This window comes from Rummeliibacillus sp. BSL5 (assembly GCF_052928305.1).
In genome coordinates this window covers 68,588-86,850 of sequence record NZ_JAVGCV010000006.1, presented here as the reverse complement: position 1 = coordinate 86,850, position 18,263 = coordinate 68,588, and the positions used below count along the sequence as shown (strand labels likewise).

Below are 18,263 nucleotides of genomic sequence, written 5' to 3'. Positions count from 1 at the left end.
CTTTTAGCACATCAAACAAAGCCTGCGAAGAGGAGGAGCCCAGATATGAAACAGATTACGCAAACAGGCGCAACTGTAGAGGAAGCACTTTTGCTTGCCTTGCATGAGCTTAACCTTACCCGTAAACAAGTAGATGTTGAAATTCTCCAAGAAGCAAAAAAAGGTTTTTTAGGTTTTGGTTCTAAAAAGGCGCAGATCCGAGTCACAGAAAAGCAAGCACAAAAACCCTTTGCTGTACAAGAGGCTGCAGAACCGCTTCAAGAAAAAGCAGAGCTGGTTGAGAATCTTGAGAATAGTCAATCTGAAGTGGCAGAACCGCAGATTGGCAGTAGTTTAAGTACTATTGAAGAAAATCTCGAAATGCAAACAACCAGCGAAAATGCAGAAGTACCGTTTGAACGCAATGATTATGAACTAGCTATTTCTAAAGTAGAAGAATATCTATCCGATATTTCTAAGCAGCTTTCCATCTCTGATCTCCATATAGAGACAGTACAACAAGGCAAAGTGATACAATTTAATTTATCAACCAACTCAGCTGCATTGCTTATTGGTAAAAGAGGTAACACATTAAATGCTCTACAGGAATTGGCACAATTAGTTGCCCACCAGTATGTCAAACGCTTCATTATGGTGAAACTGGATGTAGGGAATTACCGTGAAAAAAGAAAGCAATCATTAGAAGTATTGGCGAACAAAATGGCCGATAAAGCAGTCTATACAGGCAAAAGGGTAGAACTAGAGCCAATGCCTTCAAATGAGCGTAAAATTATACACCATATTTTGGCAGACCGTTTAGACGTTGAAACCTACTCAAAAGGCGAAGACACCAAGAGACATTTAGTCATTGAACCTATACGAGCTTAACTTAAGGATTGTGAAAGAGTCCTTCTCCCCAGACGAGAAGGACTTATTTTTTTGCACTTTTATGGTAAGATTAAGTGCTAGAATAGAAAAATAAAATTATCCACATGTGGATAATTTTTATCGGGCATAATCAACGAACTGTTCAACTAATACGCTGTGGAAAAAAATCCACAGATTAAAGTTTTATTATATAGGAGGTTTGTTCACTAATGGAATTTGATACTATTGCAGCGATTTCGACTCCGATGGGAGAAGGAGCGATCGCCATTGTTCGATTAAGCGGTGACCAAGCGGTAGAAATTGCAGACCGGATTTTCAGTTTGCCAAGCGGTAAAAAGTTATCCTCAAAAAAATCCCATACCATTCATTATGGGCATTTAAAAGAGGTAGAGACGGGTGAGGTAGTAGAAGAAGTTATGGTCTCGCTCATGAGGGGGCCAAAAACCTTTACACGTGAAGATGTAGTAGAAATTAATTGCCATGGGGGATTAGTCTCAGTCAATCGAGTCTTGCAACTTGTTCTACGTAATGGTGCAAGAATGGCAGAACCAGGCGAGTTTACAAAACGGGCATTTTTAAATGGCCGTATCGACTTATCGCAAGCAGAAGCTGTGATGGATTTAATTCGTGCTAAAACAGACAGAGCGATGAACGTAGCGCTAAATCAAATGGATGGTAAATTATCACGATTAATTAACCAATTAAGACAAGCATTGATTGAGGTATTAGCACAGGTAGAAGTAAATATCGATTATCCCGAATACGATGATGTAGAAGAAATGACCATTCCACTAATGTTAGAAAAGGCCACATGGGTAAAGAGCGAAGTCGAGAAACTTCTTCAAACTTCGTCACAAGGAAAAATTTTGCGTGAGGGTTTATCGACCGTTATATTAGGGCGTCCAAATGTGGGAAAATCTTCTCTCTTAAATAGTTTAGTACAAGAAAATAAAGCTATTGTCACTGATGTTGCAGGAACAACACGTGATATTATAGAAGAATACGTCAATGTACGCGGCGTTCCATTACGCTTGGTAGATACAGCAGGGATACGTGAAACAGAAGATATTGTCGAACGTATCGGAGTAGAAAGGTCGAGACAAGTTTTAAAAGAGGCAGATCTTATATTGCTCGTTGTCAACTACCATGAGGAATTGACCGAAGAAGATAGACGTTTATTTGATACTATTCAAAACATGGATTATATTGTTGTAGTCAATAAAACAGATTTGACTCAAAAAATAGATATAGATGAAGTAAAACAACTTGCAGGAGAAAGAAGAGTTGTGACGACTTCATTGTTGCAAGAAGAGGGTGTAGCAGAACTAGAGGAAGCAATTGCAGCACTATTCTTCGAAGGTTCTGTTGAAGCAAATGACTTAACGTATGTATCGAATGCTCGCCATATTGCATTGTTGCATCAAGCACTTGATCGTATTCAAGATGCGATTACTGCAGCAGAAGCAGGCGTGCCTGTCGATATGATTCAAATAGATGTAACACGAGCATGGGAGATTCTCGGCGAAATTGTCGGGGATACGGTGCAAGATAGCCTAATTAATCAGCTTTTCTCTCAATTCTGCTTAGGAAAATAACGCCATAGCAAATACGACAGAGAAAGCATCAAACTAATTCTTACTATAGAAAGGAAGTAACGAGCATGCCAACAAATTATGAAGCAGGCACGTTCGATGTTATCGTCATAGGCGCCGGTCATGCAGGTGTTGAAGCAGCATACGCTTCCGCTCGCATGGGCGCTAAAACATTAGTATTAACGATCAACTTAGATATGATTGCCTTTATGCCATGCAACCCATCAGTAGGAGGACCGGCAAAAGGTATTGTTGTCCGTGAAATCGACGCAATGGGCGGAGCAATGGGCAAAGTAATTGATAAAACGCATATTCAAATGCGTATGCTTAATACCGGTAAAGGTCCTGCTGTTCGTGCATTACGTGCACAAGCAGACAAAGTCTTATACCAACAAGAAATGAAAAAGCTATTAGAGGAACAAGAAAATTTGACAATTCACCAAGCTATGGTTGATGAACTGATTATTGAAGATGATGAAGTAAAGGGTGTTATTACACAAGTAGGTGGAATTTATCGCGCTTCGACTGTCATTATTACAACAGGAACTTTCTTGCGCGGTGAAATCATCATTGGCGACTTAAAATACTCTAGCGGACCAAACAACCAACAACCATCTATCAAACTTGCGGATAACTTGCGAGAAATTGGTTTTGAAATGGTACGATTTAAAACAGGTACGCCACCGCGTGTGAACAGCAAGACCATTGATTACAGCAAAACGGAAATCCAACCTGGAGATCCTGAACCACGTGCATTCAGCTATGAAACGACAGAATTCATAACAGATCAAATTCCATGCTGGTTAACTTATACAAGTCCGGAAACGCATCAAATCATTAATGATAATTTAGAACAATCACCAATGTTTACTGGCGTGATTACGGGGACAGGCCCACGTTATTGTCCGTCAATTGAAACGAAGATTGTACGCTTCAATGACAAACCACGCCACCAATTGTTCTTGGAGCCAGAAGGACGCAATACACAAGAAGTCTATGTACAAGGACTATCAACAAGCTTACCTGAACATATCCAACGCAAAATGCTTGAAACCATACCAGGGCTTGAAAAAGCAGAAATGATGCGCGCTGGTTATGCGATTGAATATGATGCAATTGTACCAACACAATTATGGCCAACGCTTGAAACAAAGCGCATCCAAAATCTGTACACTGCTGGCCAAATTAACGGTACATCTGGATATGAGGAAGCAGCAGGTCAAGGTTTAATGGCCGGCATTAATGCAGCTGCAAAAGCTCTTGATAAGGAAGAAATGATTCTAGGCCGCGCAGATGCTTATATTGGCGTGCTTATAGACGACTTAGTGACAAAAGGGACAAATGAACCTTATCGCCTTCTTACATCACGCGCGGAATATAGATTGCTGCTTCGCCATGATAATGCTGACATTCGTTTATCAGAACGTGCTTATCAAGCAGGTCTTATCTCTCAAGAACGCTATGAACGCTTCTTAGTTAAAAAAGAACAAGTGGAGAATGAGATTGCAAGATTGCACGATATCATTATAAAACCAAATGAGCAAACTCAAGCTGCTCTTGCAGAAATAGGCAGCAGTCCATTAAAAGATGGCATCCGAGGAACAGATTTATTAAAACGTCCTGAAGCAAATTATGCATTCGTTTCAGCCTTTGCACCATCTGAAGTGGAACTGAATGAAGAAGTAAAAGAACAAGTTGAAATTCAAGTGAAATATGAAGGATATATTGAGAAAGCTCTTCAACAAGTCGAAAAGCTGAAGAAAATGGAAGGCAAGAAGATTCCTGAGAATATCGATTATGATGCTATTTCAGGGATTGCAACAGAAGCAAAAGAAAAACTTAAAGAAGTTCGTCCGCTTTCAGTTGCCCAAGCTTCACGGATTTCAGGAGTAAATCCTGCTGATATATCAATTTTACTAGTGTATATAGAACATGGTAAGATAGCAAAAGTATAGATAATAAATCCTAGACATGCATGCCTACTTGGCAGTGCATGTCTACTATTAATTAGATGAGAGCCTTCGCAGCACTATGAAAGGGGAATAACATGAACGAAGAACAGTTTATGCAATCATTAAAAGAGCAAGGAATAGAGTTATCAGAGAAGCAAGTACAACAATTCCATTTATATTTTGAAACATTAGTCGAATGGAACGAAAAAATGAATTTAACTGCGATCACTGATCAACCTTCTGTTTATTTAAAGCATTTTTATGACTCGATTAGTGCTGCTTTTTATATAAACTTTAACGATATCGAATCACTCTGCGATGTAGGAGCCGGTGCTGGGTTTCCGAGTATCCCGATTAAAATTTGCTTCCCACATTTAAAGGTGACGATTGTTGATTCATTAAATAAGAGAATTCAATTTTTACATCACTTAAGCGATGTATTAGAATTAGAAAATATGCAATTCGTTCATTCTCGCGCTGAGGACTTTGGACAAATGGGGCAATACCGTGAAAAGTTTGATCTAGTAACTGCACGCGCAGTCGCACGGCTATCTGTATTGTCAGAGTTGTGCGCACCACTTGTAAAGAATGATGGCATCTTTGTTGCGATGAAAGCTGCCAGTGGTGAGGAAGAATTAACGGATGCTAAAAAGGCAATTCAAGTACTTGGCACTAAATTGATGGATCAATATAAATTTTCACTCCCAATAGAAAATAGCGAACGTACAATATATGTATTCAAAAAGATAAAAAGCACACCAAAAAAATATCCACGTAAGGCCGGTATGCCTAATAAATCTCCAATTCACTAGAAATGTTTCACATGAAACGAAAAAGGAATCTATCGTTTTTGATTAAAAGACACTATAATATAATTGGACATACTTACTTTTTGTATAATGTTAGAAAATATATATAGATAGATAGTCGCCTCTATTCTTCATCCATAATGGATTAAAGAAGGAAATATTGCTAAAAGGTGGTGCCAAGGGATGAAAAGTGCTTTTTCACGTTTTTTTGGAAGTGGTGAGAAAGTAGAAAACACCTCAAAAACCGAGGGTAGGGATAAAGAGACAGTTTCCAATATCCCCATTGATAAGATTAGCCCCAATCGATATCAACCCCGCACAATTTTTGATGATGCCAAGATTGAGGAATTAGCCCGGACAATTCATACGCATGGGGTAATTCAACCAATAGTTGTTCGTAAATACGAAGAAGATAAATATGAGATTATCGCCGGCGAACGACGCTACCGCGCGATGAAATCATTAAACTGGTTAGAAGTGCCTGCTATTATTCGCGATATGAATGACAAGGAAACTGCTTCGGTTGCTTTAATTGAAAACTTGCAGCGAGAAGAACTGACTTCTATTGAAGAAGCTCAGGCTTACCAAAGACTTTTGGAGCTTCATGAGCTAACGCAGGAAGCGCTTGCTCAAAGATTAGGTAAAGGGCAATCAACGATTGCCAATAAACTGCGCCTATTAAAGCTGCCTCATTCGATTCAAGAGGCCATTTTAAAACGAGACATTTCCGAAAGGCATGCAAGAGCACTGGTGCCCATTAAAGATGAAGAATTGCAGCTTCAATTATTGGAAGAAATAATTGAAAAAGGATATAACGTGAGGCAGTTGGAACAAAGAATTATTGAAATTGCCAATCCGGTTGAAAAGGTAAAAAAACCTAAACCAAAACGTAAAGCGATTAGCAAAGATATCCGAATCGCCCTTAATACAATTCGACAATCTTTAACAATGGTAAATAAAACGGGGATTTCCGTGGAAACGGAAGAAGAAGAACACGACGAATTTTATCAAATTACTGTAAAGATACCAAAAAAGAAGAAATAGCCCATCTAAAACTCTTACTCTAGCAATAGAATAAGGGTTTTTGATTATTTAAGCCTTCTTTTACATTGTGAACTCAAACAATAGATTGCAGCCAAGTCCGCTGATAACAGCATATTCCCTTAAAAATTTGCTATAAAAAATCCAGATAATGATTAACTGAGCCTTTTAAATTTTTGCATTTTACTCTTTTAAATTGGAGCCGAACACGTATTTTTTTGATAGAATGTAGAAAAAGGTATGTTTGTTACACTCAATATGTTATTGAAAGCAGGTGCACCATGGGAAGAACAATAGCAATTGCAAATCAAAAAGGCGGCGTTGGCAAAACAACAACATCTGTAAATTTAAGCGCGTGCCTTGCTGAATTAGGAAAAAAGGTATTATTAATCGATATGGATCCGCAAGGAAATGCAACAAGTGGTGTAGGAGTCAATAAAGGGGAAGTAGAAAAGTGCATTTACGACGTACTTATTGATGATGAACCTATACATGAAGCTATTACCCAAACAAAAATGGAAAATCTCTATGTTGTACCAGCTACGATAGCGCTTGCTGGGGCAGAAATTGAGTTGGTTTCTACAATCTCTAGAGAAGTGCGTTTAAAGCATGCCATCGATCAACTGAAAAAAGAATATGATTTTATTATTATAGATTGTCCACCTTCATTAGGTTTATTAACAATTAACTCACTTACAGCAGCAGATGCTATCTTAATCCCCGTGCAATGTGAATACTATGCGCTTGAAGGTTTAAGCCAGTTGTTGTCTACTATACGTTTAGTCCAAAAGCATTTGAATAACAATCTTGTCATTGATGGAGTTTTGTTGACAATGCTAGATGCCCGTACGAATTTGGGGCTTCAAGTAATTGAAGAAGTAAAAAAGTATTTTCAAGACAAAGTATACAAAACAATCGTGCCAAGGAATGTACGTTTAAGTGAAGCTCCGAGCCATGGTGAACCTATCATTATATATGATCGCAAATCACGTGGAGCTGAAGTTTATATGGAGTTGGCGAGAGAGGTGATTAAGAATGGCTAAAGGATTAGGCAAAGGTTTGGGCGCGCTTTTTCAAGAACAAGATTTATCTGAAAGAGATCAAGTAACGCAAATCTCTATCAAAGATATCAGAGCAAATCCTTTTCAGCCTCGTAAGATATTTGATCAATCCGCATTAGAGGAGCTAGCTCAATCAATAAAGGAACATGGTATTCTACAGCCGATTATAGTAAGGAAGAAAAGAGTTAAATATGAAATTGTTGTAGGCGAACGACGCTTCCGCGCAGCTCAATTGGCAGGACTGGTAGAAGTGCCTGCTGTTATCCGTGAGTTAGACGATGCACAAATGATGGAGTTGGCCATTTTAGAGAATCTTCAACGAGAAGATTTATCGCCAATTGAAGAAGCAGAAGCGTACCAAAGTTTATTGGAGGCTCTAAAGCTGACACAAGATCAATTGTCTCAACGATTGGGAAAAAGCCGTCCTCATATTGCCAATCATATACGATTGCTGTCACTACCAAAAGATATTCAGCAATATATCAATGATGGGGCCCTAACAATGGGACATGGAAGAACGTTATTAGGATTGAAAAATAAAAAGCAAATACCTCTTGTGGCAGAAAAGGTCATAAAGCAACATCTTAATGTCCGCCAATTGGAAGAGCTTGTTCAATCTCTTAATGAGGATGTTTCACGTGAAACAAAAAATAAAGGAAAGAAAGATATATTCCTAGAAGAAAAAGAATCGCAGTTACGGGATTATTTTGGCACGAATGTTTTAATCAAAAAAACAAAAAATAAAGGTAAAATTGAAATTGAGTTCTTCTCAGAAGATGATTTAGAACGCATATTAGAATTACTAGAGGATTGAGAGGATGTTCATTGGTATTATTAGGTACATTAGTGGATGCGCTATTAATCATCATAGGAACGATCATTGGTAGGTTCCTGCAAGGCATCCCTGATAAAATGAAAGAAGCTGTCATGCAAGTAATAGGGCTATCGGTAATACTGATGGGCATTCAAATGGGAATTAAAAGTAACAACTTTATTATTGTTATTGTTAGTCTTGTTATTGGCACGTTATTGGGCGAGTGGATTGACCTAGACTTGCAGTTAAATCGATTCGGAAGATGGATCGAAAGCAAAATCAGCAAAAAAGGCGATAATGGAGATATCGCCCAAGCATTTATAACAAGTACATTAATCTTCGCGATAGGCTCTATGTCTATCTTAGGGGCACTCGACAGTGGATTAAGAAACGACCATTCTGTTCTAGTTACAAAGGGAATTATTGACGGATTTACTGCGATATTCCTAGCATCTACGTTAGGTATCGGTGTGATTTTGGGTGCTGTGTCAGTCTTTATATACGAAGGAGTCATCGCCGTATTTGCTGGCCAAATTAGCCGCTTTGTACCCGCTGACGTTTTAGATACATTTGTTCAACAGCTCACAGCTACTGGGGGAGCTATGATTATAGCCATTGGATTAAGCATGATGGGACTTGCTAAAATTCGCATTGCCAATATGCTTCCGGCTATTTTAATTGTGGCTCTCATAGTGACGCTGATGCACTTTTTTTAATGAATGGCGATGCCATGCAAGATACAAGGCACGGGCAATTCGATTGCTCATTTCATAGGTGATATTGAGTCTTGTTGTTTGCAATATAGTGTGTTCCATGAAGCCGCCAAAGTTGACGATTCCCTTAATTGAGACGTCTCCTATTGGTGGCAATTCTTTTTTTACAGCCTTTCCAGGAAGCAAAGGTCCAGGTTGGAAAAGAATTTCGCCGATTCGTTTTTGATCACCAAGGCATGCATCAATTGCTACTACAAAAGGTGGTACCTTGTGATTTTCAAATGAATCTACTGTTTGGGATAAATTCAGTGCGTGAAGCGGTTCTTCTAATGAACCAATGATTTTGTAAGGAAATGATACAAAGTTTGACAGGATACTGCCGGTTAAAGGGCCTAATGCATCTCCTGTAGAACGATCAGATCCGATACAGCAAAATACGAGATTTTCATGATGGAATGGTATATGCTCTAATAGAAATGAACTTAACCGCCAAGTGGCGCCAGAGTCTTCATAATGCAATGCGTATGAGAATGCCGAATTAGATATAGGGAGTGTCATAGGTAATCTCACTTTCTCTTTTTTCAGCAGTATACGTATATTCGAAACTTTTTATACTAAAGGAGACATATAATTGAATATACAAAAATTGTTTAGTCATCCCTCAGAGGAGATAACCAAATTTTTTCATAATGAAAAGCTTTGGACAAGCTTGGGAATAGGTGCTATTCAAATTGTTACAATTGCCCTTTTATCCATGATTATTGTAAGGATTGCTAAAATAGCCATAACTAAGTTTTTCAACCTACGTATAAATGGTCCGATTGCTTTAAATCCTACGGCAGAGCGGAGATATAGAACTATTTTACGACTGCTGCAAAGCATCATCTCATATGCTGTATACTTTTCAGCCATTATTTCTATTCTTTCCGTCATGCAGATTAAAGTAGCCGGTTTGTTGGCAGGCGCAGGGATTGTCGGTTTAGCAGTAGGGTTTGGCGCACAGAGCTTGGTAAAGGATGTTATCACCGGATTCTTCATTATATTTGAGGACCAATTCGGCGTCGGCGACTATATCAAAATTTCAGCTGTTGAGGGTACTGTGATTGAAATTGGACTGCGAACAACCAAAATTAAGGGGGGCGCAGGTGAAATCAATATTATACCGAACGGGACTATTTCAGAGGTTGTGAATTATTCTATCAATAATTCAGTGGCTGTAATTGATGTCAGCATTGCTTATAATAATGATATAGCCAAGGCGGAAAGTTTAATAGAAGAATACTTGAGCAAACTGCCTTCCAATCACGAAGAGATTGTGGTTGAGCCCACGCTGCTAGGGGTCCAAAATGTAGCAGGTGGCGAAGTGACTTTGCGAATTACAGTAGAAACGTTACCAATGCAACATTTTGCTGTATCCCGAATGATTCGAAGAGATATTAAAGAAATATTTGATACGCACCATATAGAAATTCCTTTCCCTAAAATGATGGTTTATGAAAGGAATATGAATAGAACGGAGGAAGGTGAGTAAAAGTGGAAAAAAAGCTATACGAGATGAATGATATAGTAGAAATGAAAAAACAGCATCCTTGCGGGACAAATAGATGGAAGATTATCCGAATGGGCGCAGATATTCGGGTGAAGTGTGAAGGTTGTCAGCACAGCGTTATGATTCCACGGCGTGAATTTGAGAAAAAGATGAAAAAGGTATTAGTTCAGGCGAATCCAACAGAAGCCTATGAAAATTAGACATTTGATAAATGAATATCTATAATAGACAGGTTGAATATGAATTTTTGAACGTATAGGGAAAGGTAGTGGGAAAATGGCTTTAACAGCAGGGATTGTAGGATTGCCAAACGTAGGAAAATCCACTTTATTTAATGCGATTACAAAAGCAGGAGCACTTGCAGCAAACTATCCATTCGCAACGATTGACCCGAACGTAGGGATTGTAGAAGTGCCAGATGCGCGTCTGGATGAATTAACAAAACTAGTCCAACCAAAGAAAACAGTACCCACAGCATTTGAATTCACTGATATAGCGGGTATTGTAAAAGGTGCCAGCAAAGGCGAAGGTCTAGGAAATAAATTCTTGGCACATATCCGCGAAGTGGATGCAATTACGCAAGTAGTTCGCTGTTTCGAAGATGAAAATATTACGCATGTTGCTGGAAAAGTAGATCCTATCAGCGATATTGAAGTAATTAATCTAGAGCTTATTCTTGCTGACTTAGAATCGGTTGATAAACGATATGCAAAAGTAGAAAAATTAGCTCGCCAAAAAGATAAAGAAGCAATGGTGGAAGCGCCGGTTTTAGAAAAAGTTAAAGAAGCTTTCGCAAACGAAAAACCTGCACGTTCAGTTGATTTATCGGATGAGGAATTAAAAATCATCAAAAGTTTAAATTTACTAACGCTAAAACCAATGCTTTACGTAGCTAACGTTTCAGAAGATGAAGTAGCGGATGTAAGCAACAATCAATACGTACAAACAGTACGTGATTATGCTGCAAAAGAAGGTGCAGAGGTAATCGTTGTTTGTGCGAAAATTGAAGAAGAAATTGCTGTGTTGGATGATGAAGAAAAAGCTATGTTTTTAGAAGAACTAGGCATTGAAGAATCTGGTCTAGATCAGTTAATCAAAGCTTCTTATAGCTTGCTAGGCCTAGCCACTTACTTTACAGCAGGTGTCCAAGAAGTAAGAGCTTGGACTTTCCGCAAAGGTATGAAAGCTCCTCAATGTGCGGGCGTCATCCACTCAGACTTCGAGCGTGGATTTATCCGTGCAGAAACTGTTTCTTACGATGATTTAATGCAATACGGTTCTATGAGTGCAGCAAAAGAAGCTGGCCGTGTCCGTCTTGAAGGAAAAGAGTATGTTGTACAAGATGGCGACATTATGCTATTCCGCTTTAATGTATAGTTGATAATTAGAACCATGTGATGCATTAGGCATCACATGGTTTTTTATTTACTTAATCTATGAAGACATGAAATATACACAATAATTCTACTCAATAGTTGTCCAAAGCAATCTCTTGTGGTACAATATATTGATGTGAGTAGTAAATATTACTAACTCCTTGCCAAGTGACATTCATTTGGCCAAAGTCCATAAGGAGGTGCTTATAAATGAGAGCATATGAATTAATGTACATTATCCGTCCAAACATCGAAGAAGAAGCTAAAAAGGCTTTAGTTGAACGTTTCGACGAAATCCTAACTTCTAACGGAGCAGAAATCATCGAATCAAAAGATTGGGGCAAACGCCGTCTTGCTTATGAAATCGAAGACTTCCGTGAAGGTTACTATCAAATTGTAAAAGCTAACGCTGATACAAAAGCGATCGACGAATACACTCGTTTAGCTAACATCAGCGAAGATATCATTCGCCATATCGCAGTTCGCGAAGAAGAAAAATAATTAATTATAAATAAAAAAGCAGAGAAGGGGGTTGAATTCTGATGATTAACCGCGTCGTATTAGTCGGAAGGCTAACAAAAGATCCGGAACTTCGCTACACACCAAATGGTGTAGCAGTTGCTCGTTTTACATTAGCTGTGAATAGAACATTTTCTAATCAACAAGGTGAAAAGCAAGCCGACTTCATCAACTGTGTTGTTTGGCGTAAACAAGCTGAAAATACTGCAAACTTCTTGCATAAAGGAAGCCTTGCAGGGATTGAAGGCCGCATCCAAACAGGCAGTTTTGAAGGTCAAGACGGCAAGCGTGTATACACAACAGAAGTGGTGGCAGATAGTGTCCAATTCTTAGAACCACGAAGTGCAACTGGAGATCGTCCGGCACCAAGCCAATCGTATGGCGGTCAACCGTCTTACGGTGGTGGCAGCCAATATGGCAGTGCTTCTCAAGAAGGGAATTATCAACAGCCATCATATCAACAGAATCACTCACCTAATCAGCAAAACTATACACGTGTAGATGAAGATCCATTTGCGCCAATGAATAACAATGGCGGAGGGAAAGTCGACGTAACAGAAGACGACCTTCCATTCTAGCAAGAGATTACCACACGTTAATACAAAATGATTATGAGGAGGGACTACACAATGGCACCACGTAGAGGAGGCCGCAAACGCCGTAAAGTTTGCTATTTCACTTCTAATAACATCAAACACATCGATTATAAAGATGTTGATTTGCTAAAAAAATTCATCTCTGAGCGCGGAAAAATTCTTCCACGCCGTGTGACTGGTACAAGCGCTAAATACCAACGTAAACTTACATCAGCAATTAAAGTTGCTCGTGTAATGGCTTTACTACCATTCACTGCAGAAGATAAATAATAAATGTTAAAAGACTAGCTTATGCTAGTCTTTTTTTATCGATATAAAGCTTAATTTCTTTATTTGTTTAAGCCGTCTAAGTAGTGCTAGCAAGCCGCTAAAAAATCTTTTGGTTATTATTTATCCAGTTGGGGAACAAGAGGATTCTTACATTTTTTATAAGTGTAATGATTGCTGTTTCAATTAAGGTTGGTGGAGAGCTAGATACCCCTTGTGCTTTTGTTTGCAACCACGAAACATGGTACAATAGTAAGATGAAATAGTAGATTGTCTATAAGAAAAGGAAGGTTATAAATGCCGGAAAACAAGACAAGAAGATTGACACAGGGCGCAATGATGATTGCGTTGTTTACAATATTATTAGCTATTTCAACCTACGTGCCTCTCATCAATATTGTAACAGTTTGGTTCGTGCCACTGCCTTTAGCATGGTATGCAGCAAAGTACGAAAGTAAATTTTCGTTGGCAGCTATTGCAATCAGTATTATTCTGTCCCTTTTAATTGGCGGCCTCTTAGCGCTTCCACAAGCTATTTTATTTGGCATTGTTGCTTTTATAGTGGGATATGGCATACGCAAACAGAAGAGCAAGGGATTCTTATTTTTATCAACTTCTTTAGCATCGTTAGTTGTAATTTCCGTTGAATATGTGATTGCTGTACGCTTTTTTCATATGGATTTTATAAAACAAATGATTGAAACTGCAAGAAAAAGCTATGAAAAATCAAATGAATTGACTAAGGCAATGACTGGACAAGCACCGCTTTCCAGTGAACAGATCGAAACGATGATTAATACAATACAGATAAGCATGCCTACACTAATCATCTTGTGCGTATTTGCATTTGCTTGGTTAATGATTTCGGTTCAGCTACCTTTATTGCGTAGATTGGGCTTAAATGCACCCAAATTTAAGCCGTTCAAAGACTTGCGTTTACCTCGAGCTATGTTATGGTATTATCTTGCTGTCTTAGCAATAACATTGTTTATCAAGCCAGCAGAAGGAACATTTCTTTATGTCATAGTACTGAATCTATCCTTTCTTCTAACCATTTTGTTTTTGATTCAAGGAATATCCTTTATCCATTTCATCATAAATCAAAAAGGTTGGCCGAAGTGGACAGCAGTTGTCGCTACAATCTTGGCTTTTCCGTTGAGTTCATTTGTCACTTTGATAGGAATTGCTGATTTAGGCTTTCAACTGCGCGAGCTAATAAGTGACATGACAAGAAAATAAGGAGTTGGGATTTATGGGTTCTCTTTTTAGAAAAAGACCAATACGTTATCCTCTTTTAATGCTGTCGCTGCTTGGCTTAGCAAGTATAGTTATTTGCTTAATGTGGAATGCATTGATTGGCATCCTTTATGGTTTAATCCTTATCCTTGTTTTTATCCTTGCTTGGAAGGCTGAAATGGATACCTATAAGGAAACAGAAAAGCATATTGAGATGCTTTCATACCGCTTGAAAAAAGTGGGCGAAGAGGCGTTGCTTGAGATGCCAATCGGGATTGTACTGGTTGGGGATGAGTATGAGATAGAATGGTGCAACCCGTATATGCACGAAATTTTAAATAAAGAGTCATTGATCGGAGAAGATTTGTTTTCCTTATCAGATGATTTTTATACATTAATCAAGCATGAGGACTCTAACGAATTAAATTTAACGTTAAATGAACGCAAATACAGGGCTTATTATAGATCAGAGGAAAAACTAATTTACTTCTTTGATATTACGGAACAAGTAGAAATCGAAGAGTTATATAATGAAGACCGCACAGTGATCGCCATCCTTTTTGTTGATAACTATGACGAAATTACACAAGGGATGGATGACCAAACGCGTAGCCAGACAAATTCTCTTGTGACTTCGCTAGTTAATAACTGGAGCAATGCGAACGGTATTTTCCTGAAAAGAATTGCTGCGGATCGTTTTATAGCTATATTGAATGAGTCCATTTTACAAGAACTAGAAAAAAAACGTTTTTCAATTCTTGATGATATACGAGAAATTACAGCTCAGCAAAATTTGTCGTTAACGTTAAGTATTGGAGTAGGGGCAAGCTCGACATCACTTATAGAATTAGGAGAGTTAGCGCAGTCCAGTTTAGACCTAGTTTTAGGTCGCGGTGGCGACCAGGTAGCAATTAAAGAAGCGAATGGTAAAGTAAGATTCTATGGCGGTAAGACGAATCCCGTTGAAAAACGCACGAGAGTCCGTGCAAGGGTTATTTCGCATGCTTTGCGTGATTTAATCCAAGGTAGTGACCAAATTTTCGTTATGGGTCACAAGATGCCCGATATGGATGCGATTGGCGCGGCTATTGGTGTGAGAAAGATGGCCGATATGAACGGGGTTAAAGGATATGTTGTCGTTGATTTTGACAATATAGACAATAGCATTAATCGTCTTATGCAGTTGGTAAAAGAGAAATCAGACTTATATAACCGTTTTATTACACCAGAGCTTGCGATTGATAAAATGACAGAGAAGTCTCTGCTTATTATAGTGGATACACATAAGCCAAGCATGACGATAGAGGCAAAGCTATTAAACAAAACAGACAAAGTCGTTGTGATTGACCATCACCGTCGGGGTGAAGAATTTGTTAAAAGTCCGATGCTAGTCTACATGGAGCCATATGCATCTTCTACTGCAGAGCTAGTGACCGAATTACTAGAATATCAGCCGAAAGATGATAAAATATCTATGTTGGAGGCGACAGCCTTATTAGCTGGCATTATAGTCGATACCAAGAGCTTTACATTGCGTACAGGTGCCAGAACTTTTGAGGCAGCTTCGTACTTGCGTACGAATGGGGCAGATACGGTACTCGTCCAACGATTATTAAAAGAAGATATTACAACCTATATTGAACGCTCCAAAATCGTGCAGACAGCAGAGTTTTACCATGAGGGATTGGCAATTGCTCGTGGTGATGATGATCAAATCTATAACTCTGTATTAATTGCGCAGACAGCGGATATTTTGTTGACGATGAAAGACATTTCAGCCTCATTCGTTATTGCACATCGTAGTGATGGCAGAATTGGCATTAGCGCCCGCTCGTTAGGTGAAATGAATGTTCAGCTAGTAATGGAAGAACTCGGTGGAGGCGGACATCTGACAAACGCAGCATGCCAATTAGAAGCAGATACGATTGATGAAGCAATTGAACGACTAAAAGTAGCTATAGATAAAGTAATAGAAGGGGGAAAAGAATCATGAAAGTGATCTTTTTAAAAGATGTAAAAGGGCAAGGAAAAAAAGGTGAAACAAAAGAGGTGTCAGATGGTTATGCACGTAACGTACTTTTGAAGCAAAAAAGTGCTGTTGAAGCAACTCCAGCTGCACTAGCTCAATTGAATGCACAAAATAAACGTGCTGCCCTTGATGCAGCCCAAGAATTAGAAGACGCAAAAGCATTAAAGGAAAAATTAGAGGGCTTAACAGTTGAATTAACAGCTAAACCAGGAAAAGATGGCCGATTATTTGGTTCTATTACGTCTAAACAAATTGTAGAACAGCTACAAAAAGACTTTGGCATCAAAATCGATAAAAGAAAAATGGAAATGAAAGATGCGATTCGTACATTAGGCGTAACGAAAGTTCCTGTTAAGCTTCATCATGAAGTATCTGCTGCATTGAAAGTACATGTTGCAGAACAAGAATAAGGGAGAGACAGTATGAACGATCCACAATTGGACCGTATCCCACCGCACAATCAAGAAGCTGAACAATCCGTAATTGGCGCTATTTTTCTTGAGCCGCAAGCTTTGATTACTGCTTCAGAAGTACTGTTACCGGAAGATTTTTATCGTACGGCACACCAAATGATTTTCCAAACAATGTTGCGCTTAAGCGACCAAGGAAAAGCGATTGATGTTATTACGGTAACGGAAGAGTTATCTTCGCATAATGAGCTTGAGGATATTGGCGGTATTTCTTATATTACGGAAATTGCGAATGCTGTCCCAACAGCAGCCAATGTCAGCTACTACGCTCATATCGTTTCAGAAAAGGCGTTGCTTCGCCGTTTAATACGCGTGGCAACCAAAATAGTCGAAGATGGCTATACACGTGAAGATGAAGTAGACGCACTTCTTGCTGAAGCAGAGAGCAAAGTTATGGAAGTAGCCAATCGAAAGAATGCCGGTGACTTCAAACATGTCAAAGACGTGCTTGTTGAGACATATGCCAATGTGGAGAAACTTCAAAATCGCCAAGGTGATATCACGGGAATCCCAACAGGTTTCCGTGATTTAGACCGTCTAACAGCAGGATTCCAGCGAGGAGATTTAATCATCGTTGCTGCGCGTCCTTCAGTAGGAAAAACCGCCTTTGCATTGAATGTGGCACAAGCTGTCGGTACCTTAACCGAGGAGAATGTTGCCATTTTCTCTTTGGAAATGGGTGCTGAACAGCTTGTCATGCGTATGCTGTGTGCAGAGGGTAATATCGACGCACAAGTCTTACGAACAGGCGCTCTCAATTCAGAAGACTGGCGAAAGCTTACGATGGCGACAGGTACATTATCCAGAGCAGGCATCTATATCGATGATGCAGCTGGTGTACGTGTAAGTGAAATACGTGCCAAATGTCGTCGTCTTAAACAAGAACAAGGGCTTGGCATGATTTTGATCGACTACTTACAATTGATTCAAGGCAGCGGTGGAGCAGGTCAAAATAGACAACAAGAAGTATCAGAAATATCTCGTTCACTAAAAGCATTGGCACGTGAGTTGGAAGTGCCTGTTATTGCGCTATCCCAATTATCTCGTGGTGTTGAACAGCGACAAGATAAACGTCCAATGATGAGTGACTTACGGGAGTCTGGAAGTATTGAGCAGGATGCGGATATCGTAGCATTCCTATACCGTGAAGATTATTATGATAAAGAGACAGAAGACGCCAATACAATTGAAATTATCGTTGCCAAACAGCGTAATGGCCCGACAGATACGGTGAAGTTGGCATTTAAAAAAGAATACAATAAATTTGTTAGCGTAGATTGGACAGCAGACGTACCTGCTGGCTTTTAGTTGTGAGAGCATTACATTTAATGCTCTTTTTTTTATTGCCAGAATGAGTAGCTAGTCTTGGAGC

At 39.1% G+C, this 18,263-nt stretch carries 19 protein-coding genes; 18 read left to right on the top strand and 1 reads right to left on the bottom strand.

Annotation, left to right across the window (positions count from 1 at the left end):
- Positions 1 to 45 precede the first annotated feature (45 nt).
- The 8 genes from jag (at position 46) to RCJ93_RS14515 (ending at position 8,852) form a co-directional block, all read left to right on the top strand.
- Positions 46 to 867 carry an RNA-binding cell elongation regulator Jag/EloR gene (gene jag, locus RCJ93_RS14550; RefSeq protein ID WP_446739370.1) on the top strand — a complete coding sequence of 274 codons (822 nt, stop codon included), beginning with the start codon at positions 46 to 48 and terminating at the stop codon, positions 865 to 867.
- A gap of 209 nt (positions 868 to 1,076) precedes the next feature.
- Positions 1,077 to 2,462 carry a tRNA uridine-5-carboxymethylaminomethyl(34) synthesis GTPase MnmE gene (gene mnmE, locus RCJ93_RS14545; RefSeq protein WP_066791195.1) on the top strand — a complete coding sequence of 462 codons (1,386 nt, stop codon included), beginning with the start codon at positions 1,077 to 1,079 and terminating at the stop codon, positions 2,460 to 2,462.
- Between the two features lie 65 nt (positions 2,463 to 2,527).
- Positions 2,528 to 4,414, top strand: a complete 1,887-nt coding sequence (gene mnmG / locus RCJ93_RS14540; protein ID WP_147197627.1) for a tRNA uridine-5-carboxymethylaminomethyl(34) synthesis enzyme MnmG — start codon at positions 2,528 to 2,530, stop codon at positions 4,412 to 4,414.
- 92 nt (positions 4,415 to 4,506) lie between these two features.
- Positions 4,507 to 5,223 (top strand): 16S rRNA (guanine(527)-N(7))-methyltransferase RsmG, encoded by a 717-nt coding sequence (gene rsmG / locus RCJ93_RS14535; RefSeq protein ID WP_150285299.1) that lies wholly within the window; start codon positions 4,507 to 4,509, stop codon positions 5,221 to 5,223.
- 180 nt (positions 5,224 to 5,403) lie between these two features.
- Positions 5,404 to 6,264, top strand: coding sequence for a nucleoid occlusion protein (noc, locus tag RCJ93_RS14530; protein WP_251648086.1), 861 nt, complete (start codon positions 5,404 to 5,406; stop codon positions 6,262 to 6,264).
- A 278-nt stretch (positions 6,265 to 6,542) separates the two neighbouring features.
- Complete coding sequence (locus RCJ93_RS14525; protein WP_446739369.1) at positions 6,543 to 7,304, top strand: ParA family protein; 762 nt, start codon at positions 6,543 to 6,545, stop codon at positions 7,302 to 7,304.
- Complete coding sequence (locus RCJ93_RS14520) at positions 7,297 to 8,136, top strand: ParB/RepB/Spo0J family partition protein (protein ID WP_150285301.1); 840 nt, start codon at positions 7,297 to 7,299, stop codon at positions 8,134 to 8,136. The genes RCJ93_RS14525 and RCJ93_RS14520 overlap by 8 nt, the downstream gene beginning before the upstream one ends.
- A gap of 11 nt (positions 8,137 to 8,147) precedes the next feature.
- Positions 8,148 to 8,852, top strand: coding sequence for a DUF554 domain-containing protein (locus tag RCJ93_RS14515; protein WP_150285302.1), 705 nt, complete (start codon positions 8,148 to 8,150; stop codon positions 8,850 to 8,852).
- On the opposite strand, the gene yyaC is transcribed toward RCJ93_RS14515, so the two are convergent.
- Positions 8,811 to 9,407: a spore protease YyaC gene (gene yyaC / locus RCJ93_RS14510; protein WP_147197617.1), complete on the bottom strand. Its 597-nt coding sequence runs from the start codon at positions 9,405 to 9,407 to the stop codon at positions 8,811 to 8,813. The genes RCJ93_RS14515 and yyaC overlap by 42 nt on opposite strands.
- A 73-nt stretch (positions 9,408 to 9,480) precedes the next feature.
- Between yyaC and RCJ93_RS14505 the strand changes: the two genes are divergently transcribed.
- The 10 genes from RCJ93_RS14505 (at position 9,481) to dnaB (ending at position 18,199) form a co-directional block, all read left to right on the top strand.
- The gene (locus RCJ93_RS14505; protein ID WP_446739368.1) at positions 9,481 to 10,380 is read left to right on the top strand and encodes a mechanosensitive ion channel family protein; all 900 of its coding nucleotides are present in this window, start codon (positions 9,481 to 9,483) and stop codon (positions 10,378 to 10,380) included.
- A 2-nt stretch (positions 10,381 to 10,382) separates the two neighbouring features.
- Positions 10,383 to 10,598 carry a DUF951 domain-containing protein gene (locus tag RCJ93_RS14500; protein WP_066791180.1) on the top strand — a complete coding sequence of 72 codons (216 nt, stop codon included), beginning with the start codon at positions 10,383 to 10,385 and terminating at the stop codon, positions 10,596 to 10,598.
- A gap of 76 nt (positions 10,599 to 10,674) precedes the next feature.
- A complete protein-coding gene (gene ychF, locus RCJ93_RS14495) occupies positions 10,675 to 11,775 on the top strand; it encodes a redox-regulated ATPase YchF (protein WP_147197615.1) in 1,101 nt (366 codons plus the stop codon).
- Between the two features lie 209 nt (positions 11,776 to 11,984).
- Positions 11,985 to 12,275: a 30S ribosomal protein S6 gene (gene rpsF, locus RCJ93_RS14490; RefSeq protein WP_066791174.1), complete on the top strand. Its 291-nt coding sequence runs from the start codon at positions 11,985 to 11,987 to the stop codon at positions 12,273 to 12,275.
- A gap of 41 nt (positions 12,276 to 12,316) precedes the next feature.
- Positions 12,317 to 12,871 carry a single-stranded DNA-binding protein gene (ssb, locus tag RCJ93_RS14485; protein WP_066791172.1) on the top strand — a complete coding sequence of 185 codons (555 nt, stop codon included), beginning with the start codon at positions 12,317 to 12,319 and terminating at the stop codon, positions 12,869 to 12,871.
- A 51-nt stretch (positions 12,872 to 12,922) separates the two neighbouring features.
- On the top strand, positions 12,923 to 13,159 hold the full coding sequence (rpsR, locus tag RCJ93_RS14480; protein WP_066791170.1) for a 30S ribosomal protein S18: 237 nt from the start codon (positions 12,923 to 12,925) through the stop codon (positions 13,157 to 13,159).
- Positions 13,160 to 13,453: 294 nt separating this feature from the next.
- Positions 13,454 to 14,395: a YybS family protein gene (locus RCJ93_RS14475; protein ID WP_066791168.1), complete on the top strand. Its 942-nt coding sequence runs from the start codon at positions 13,454 to 13,456 to the stop codon at positions 14,393 to 14,395.
- A 13-nt stretch (positions 14,396 to 14,408) separates the two neighbouring features.
- Positions 14,409 to 16,385, top strand: coding sequence for a DHH family phosphoesterase (locus tag RCJ93_RS14470; protein WP_147197609.1), 1,977 nt, complete (start codon positions 14,409 to 14,411; stop codon positions 16,383 to 16,385).
- Complete coding sequence (rplI, locus tag RCJ93_RS14465) at positions 16,382 to 16,831, top strand: 50S ribosomal protein L9 (protein WP_066791164.1); 450 nt, start codon at positions 16,382 to 16,384, stop codon at positions 16,829 to 16,831. Before RCJ93_RS14470 ends, rplI begins: the two co-directional genes overlap by 4 nt.
- 12 nt (positions 16,832 to 16,843) lie before the next feature.
- Positions 16,844 to 18,199 (top strand): replicative DNA helicase, encoded by a 1,356-nt coding sequence (gene dnaB, locus RCJ93_RS14460; RefSeq protein ID WP_066791160.1) that lies wholly within the window; start codon positions 16,844 to 16,846, stop codon positions 18,197 to 18,199.
- Positions 18,200 to 18,263: the final 64 nt, after the last annotated feature.